We start from the raw sequence: 5,606 nt of genomic DNA on the forward strand, positions 1-5,606 counted from the left end.
GGGCAGGAACGGGGTGGCGGCCAGCGCGACGACCGCGCCGAGCAGGGCCGCGTCGCGTGTCGTCCGGTCGGACAGCGACGGCAGCACCAGCGCCAGCAGCACGGCGGGGAACATCGCGTCCAGGCCGAGCGCCCCCGTGTCGCCGATGGCCTGCCCGGCGGCGGCCCCCGCGACCACCGCGACGTTCCAGACGACGAACAGCGCCAGCCCGCACAGCCAGTACACGGCCCTGCGCCTGCGCGGATCGGTCTGCTGCAGGACGAACGCGACGCCCTCGTCGGTCAGCAGATGCGCGCCGATCAGCCGCTTCCACCACGCCCCGTCCCGCAGGACGTCGCCGACGGCGAACCCGAACGGCAGCAGCCGCGCGTTCAGCACGAGCCCCGCGAGCACCGCCGCGACGGCCCCGCCGCCGCCGAGCACCACGCCGACGGCCGCGAACTGCGACCCGCCCGCGAAGATGAGCAGCGACATGACGACCGGCACCCACCAGGGCAGGCCGCCGGACACGCAGATCGCGCCGAAGGACGCGCCGACGATCGCGTCGGCGGCGCACACGAGGGCCACATCTCGCCGGACTGTTCGGGACAACGAACGCATGTCCATTAGAATGAACAGAGAATGTGCGTTCGTCAAGACGAACAAGGAGACCGATGGAGCGAACGAGTGTGCAGCTGGTCGCGGTGATCGCCGCGTCCGTGCGGCGGGAGCGCGCGCGCAGCGGGCTGTCGCTGACGGAGCTGGCCAAACGCGCGAACATCGCCAAGTCCACGCTGTCGCAGCTCGAGAACGGGATCGGCAATCCGAGCGTCGAGACGATCTGGGCGCTGGGGGTCGCGCTGGACGTCCCGTTCAGCACGCTGGTCGAGCCGCACCGGCAGGCCGTCCAGGTGATCAGGGCGGGGGAGGGGCCCGTCACTTATGCGGAGCGTTCGCCGTACGCGGCGACCCTGCTGTCGTCCAGCCCGCCGCACGCGCGCCGTGACGTCTACCGGATCGAGGCCGAGCCGGGTGAGCCGCGGCTCTCCGATCCGCATATGGCGGGCTCGTTCGAGCATGTCGTCCTGAGTGCGGGACGTGCGCTCGTCGGCCCTTCGGACGCGCCCGTCGAACTGGGCCCCGGCGATTACATACGGTATCCAGGTGATGTTCCACACCTGTTCAAAGGGCTGGAATCGGGCACGTTCGCGGTGATGGTGATGGAACACATCTGACGCATAGAGCGTCAATTCCTCCATACCGGGCATTGCATGGTGCAGCGGTGCACGATCCCTTGTGGCCGAAATGTGCCACGTGAACCGCATCGACCTGCGAGGATTGTCTGTGGAGGTTGGCCGTGGCCATGAAGTTCAATCCGTCACGTGGTGCGACGTTGGGTGTGGAGTGGGAGCTTCAGCTCATCGACACCGATTCGCGCCATCTGCGGCAGGACGCCCGCGAGGTGCTGGCCGCCCTGCCCTCCCTCAGTGAGGGCAAGTTCACGAAGGTCCGGCACGAACTGATGGAATCGACCATCGAGGTCGTCACCGACCCGTGTTTCACGGTGTCCGAAATATGTGACGATCTCCAGACGACCATCGACCAGATGCGGCAGGTCGTCCGCGGTCGAGGCACGGCCCTGGCGTGTACGGGCAGTCACGCGATCAGCGACTGGCGGGACGCCGTGATGGCCCCGGTGCAGCGGTACGCGGAGCTCATCGAGGAGATGCAGTGGCTCGCGCGCCGGATCCAGACCTTCGGCGTGCACGTGCACGTCGGCGTCACCGCGCAGGATCGGGCGATTCCCATCATCAACGCCCTATCCGCCTACCTTCCGCACTTTCTGGCCCTGACGGCCTCCAGCCCGTTCTGGAACGGCCACGACACCGGCCTGGCCTCGTCCCGCAGCATCGTGTTCGGCTCGCTGCCGACGGCCGGACCCCCGCATTCACTGGGCGACTGGGCCGAGTTCGAGGCCTACATGGACACCCTGCTGCGGGCGGGCACGATCCGGTCGATCAAGGAGGTCTGGTGGGACATTCGCCCCCATCCCGACTTCGGAACGGTCGAAGTGCGCATGTTCGATGGAATCCCTACACTTCGGGAGGTAGGGATGGTGACGTCGCTCTGCCAGTGCCTCGTCACACTTTTCGAGCAGCAAATCGATCGCGGATATGCGCTTCCGCGCCCTGCGACCTGGGTTGTCCGTGATAATAAATGGCGAGCGACCCGGTACGGGCTCGACGCCATCATCATCACTGATGACTCCGGACGTACGGCGCCGCTACGTGACGTCCTCTACGAACTCTCCTCGGAGCTCGAGCCGGTGGCCGACCGCCTCGGTTGCACCGAAGAGCTCAAGGTGGTCGGTGAAGTCCTCGAACACGGTGCTCCCTACGAGCGCCAGCGCGCGATCCGTGCCGAGGGCGGCAGCCTGGAGGACGTGGTGTCCGCGACGATCACGGAGTTCGACGAGAACAGATTCGTCGGCCCACGGGAGGTGGTCCATGCAGGGACGACCTGAGGAGCCCCCCGAACAAGAGTCTGACCCAATGTCTGTCATGCCTGAGGGGGCGCAGATGACACAACTGGACGTGCCACAGGACGCCGGGGTGATGCCCGCCCTGGGAGAACTGTCGGCTGCCGCGCCTGATCTGCGCGCGCAGCTCGACGTCTTCCTCGGCCACCACACCGACGAGCTGATCGGCTTCCGCCGCGACCTGCACCGCCACCCCGAACTGGGGTGGACCGAGTTCAGGACCACGGCGCGCCTGGTGGAGGCGCTGGAAGCGGCGGGGCTCGCGCCCAAGATCCTGCCGAAGGGCACCGGTGTCATCTGTGACATCGGCGCCGAGGGCGGTCCGACCGTCGCGCTCCGCGCCGACATCGACGCGCTGCCGCTGCCGGACGAGAAGGACGCCGAGTACGCCTCGACCGTCCCGGGCGTCAGCCACGCCTGCGGGCACGACGTGCACACCACGGTCGTGCTCGGGGCGGGGCTGTTCCTGGCCAGGCAGGCGGCCGCGGGGCTGCTGCCGGGACGGGTCCGGCTGCTGTTCCAGCCCGCCGAGGAGAATCCGGGCGGCGCGCTGGACGTGCTGGCCGCGGGCGGGCTCGTCGGCGTCGACCGGATCTTCGCGCTGCACTGCGAGCCGAAGTTCGAGGTCGGCCAGCTCGGCGTCCGGACGGGGCCGATCACCGCGGCCTGCGACAAGGTCTACGTCAAGGTCAACGGGCCCGGCGGGCACACCGCGCGGCCGCATCTGACCGCGGACCTCGTCTACGCCCTGGCGAAGATCGTCACGGAGCTTCCGGCGGCGCTGTCCCGCCGGGTCGACCCGCGCTCCAGCCTCAGCCTGGTCTGGGGCCGGATGAACGCCGGGTCCGTCGCGAACGCCATCCCCGACCAGGGGCTGGCCGAGGGCACGGTCCGCTGCCTCGACGACGACGCGTGGCACCGCGCGCCCGAGCTGATGCGGTCGCTGCTCCAGTCGGTGGCCGGCGCCTACGACGTCGAGGCCACCCTGGAGTACGTGCGGGGCGTCCCGCCGACCGTCAACGACCACGCCAGCGTGCAGATGTTCCGCGACGCCGGTGAGACCGTCCTCGGCTCGGGCAACGTGGTCGCTGCCCCGCAGTCGCTGGGCGGCGACGACTTCGGGTACATGCTGGAGAACATTCCCGGCGCGTACGGCAGGCTCGGCGTCCGCACTCCGGGGACTGACGAGTACGACCTGCACCGGGGCGACTTCGACGTCGACGAGGGCTGCATCCCCGTCGGCGTCCGCATCCTCGCCGCCACGGCCATCGCGGCCCTCTGCGAGGTCCCCCGCCTGGAGCTCACCCAAGACGAAGCCTGACCCGAACGCCAGAGGGCCCCGCCGGTTCACCCGGCGGGGCCCTCTTTCACGTTCGGTCAGGCGGCGAAGGCCGGAGTGTCCTCCTGCTGCGCGATGACCTCTTCGGCGTCGTGCTCGGTCGGCGAGACGCACGCCCGCACCACGATGAACAGGTTGAGCAGGCCGAGCCCCATGACCAGCGCGAGGTCCTTGGGCTCGTAGTGGAACATCTGGTAGGCGGACAGACCCACCCAGACCAGGGCGGTCGGGAGGCTCCAGCCGAGCAGCGCCCACCACATGCGGCGGACCTTGCTCTTCTTCGCGCCGCCCGATCCCGTCGGCTTCCAGCCCATCTCCCGGCCGCGGATCACGTCGTAGAACGTGAACAGGTGGGTCCAGGAGTAGATGACGGCGACGGACCAGGCTTCGAGCCGGTACGGCACGCGATGCCACATCGGGAAGATGACCGTCGAGAAGATCACGCCGGGGAGCACCCAGTACATCTTGTCGAGCTGGAACAGGGCGGGGTCGAGCGCCAGCATCAGGATCGGGGTCAGCGGGCCGATCACCACGAAGATCGCCGTGTGGGCGTAGTAGAGCAGACCTGACAGGAACGACGCCCGCACCCACTTGGTCATCTTCATCTCGCGGAACTTCTTGCTGGTCAGCAGGTCGACCGAGCCCTGACACCAGCGGTACTGCTGGTTGTAGAAGGCGCTCATGTTGTCGGGGCAGACCCCCGTCGCGAGCGCGACGGGCACATACCGCAGGATGTAGCCGAGCTTGTTGAGGTCGAAACCGGTGTGGATGTCCTCGGAGTGCTCGATCAGCGTGATGCCGCCGATCTTGTCGAGGGCGGAGCGGCGGTAGACCGCGCACGTCCCGACGCAGATCGCGCCGCCGGTGCGGTCGCGGGACACCTGGACGAGCCGGTAGAAGTACTCCTGGACGGCCGCCGCGCCGCGCTCCACCCAGGTCTGCTCGTCGAGGACCCGGAAGAACTGCGGGGTCTGCACGATGCCGATCTGCGGGTTGGTGTCGAGGTGCGGGATGACCTCGTTGAGCAGGTCGTGGCGGGGCGTGAAGTCGGCGTCGAGGATCAGGATGAAGTCGCCGTCGGAGTTCTCGAAGCCGAACCGCATGTTGCCGGCCTTCTTGAACCAGCCGCGGTTCGGGCGCACACCGTACTTGAAGCCGAAGTCCTCGGCCATGGCCTTGAGGTCGGCGCTGTCGCCGTCGTCGAGGACGAACGGGACGACCTTGCCGGGGTAGTGCTCGGCCAGCTTCTGGACGTTCATCCACGTGTTGTGGAGCACTTCGAGGTTCTCGCCGCAGACCGGCAGGAAGATGTCGACGCTCGGGTAGCGGGCGGGCCGCCACTCGTTGACCAGGCGCTTGTGGGCGGCGAGGTCGAACCCCTTGGTGAAGAGGTTCAGCGCGTACGAGGCGACGTAGTAGATGATCGTGAAGATCATGAACGGGACGAACGCCCAGACCCACGGCCGGTTCACGGCGAGCTGGAACTGGGTGATCGCCAGGCACGCGAACGTGACCAGCGAACCGATGATCAGGATCGGCATGTTCCGGTCGACGTAGGAGTACTTCTCCTTGTCGTCCGGCGGCTTCGGCAGCAGCTTGGAGACGGGCCCCTGCGGCATGGCGGGGCCGCTGCGGTTCCTGGGACGCTGCGGCATCCGGCGCGGCCCGCGCCTGCGCGGCACACCGCCGTCCATCCGCGTCTCCAGGGGGTTCCCGCCGGGCACGGCGATCCCCATCGGCCCGGTGTTC

General features: G+C 68.4%; 5 protein-coding genes. 3 read left to right on the forward strand and 2 right to left on the reverse strand.

Annotated features, from left to right (window positions below; all coding sequences use genetic code 11):
- Positions 1 to 567 (reverse strand): AzlC family ABC transporter permease (locus ACYVE7_RS28070; protein WP_460368762.1); only part of this gene is annotated, 567 nt, incomplete at its 3' end.
- 86 nt (positions 568 to 653) lie between these two features.
- Here ACYVE7_RS28070 and ACYVE7_RS28075 point away from each other — a divergent pair.
- The 3 genes from ACYVE7_RS28075 to ACYVE7_RS28085 all read left to right on the forward strand — a co-directional run bounded on the left by ACYVE7_RS28075 (position 654) and on the right by ACYVE7_RS28085 (position 3,839).
- Positions 654 to 1,214, forward strand: coding sequence for a helix-turn-helix domain-containing protein (locus ACYVE7_RS28075; protein WP_460368763.1), 561 nt, complete (start codon positions 654 to 656; stop codon positions 1,212 to 1,214).
- Positions 1,215 to 1,336: 122 nt separating this feature from the next.
- Positions 1,337 to 2,503, forward strand: a complete 1,167-nt coding sequence (locus ACYVE7_RS28080; RefSeq protein ID WP_460368765.1) for a glutamate--cysteine ligase — start codon at positions 1,337 to 1,339, stop codon at positions 2,501 to 2,503.
- A gap of 91 nt (positions 2,504 to 2,594) precedes the next feature.
- On the forward strand, positions 2,595 to 3,839 hold the full coding sequence (locus tag ACYVE7_RS28085) for an amidohydrolase (RefSeq protein ID WP_460368769.1): 1,245 nt from the start codon (positions 2,595 to 2,597) through the stop codon (positions 3,837 to 3,839).
- A 56-nt stretch (positions 3,840 to 3,895) separates the two neighbouring features.
- Here the strand turns inward: ACYVE7_RS28085 and ACYVE7_RS28090 are convergent.
- Positions 3,896 to 5,606: glycosyltransferase family 2 protein (locus ACYVE7_RS28090; RefSeq protein WP_460368767.1), on the reverse strand; the 1,711-nt coding region annotated here is incomplete at its 5' end.

The organism is Actinocorallia lasiicapitis (assembly GCF_054778695.1).

What these genes read in the sequence shown, in the direction of transcription:
- ACYVE7_RS28075 (WP_460368763.1), top strand. Translation starts at nt 654, where the DNA reads ATGGAGCGAACGAGTGTGCAGCTGGTCGCGGTGATCGCCGCGTCCGTG.
- ACYVE7_RS28085 (WP_460368769.1), top strand. Translation starts at nt 2,595, where the DNA reads ATGCCCGCCCTGGGAGAACTGTCGGCTGCCGCGCCTGATCTGCGCGCG.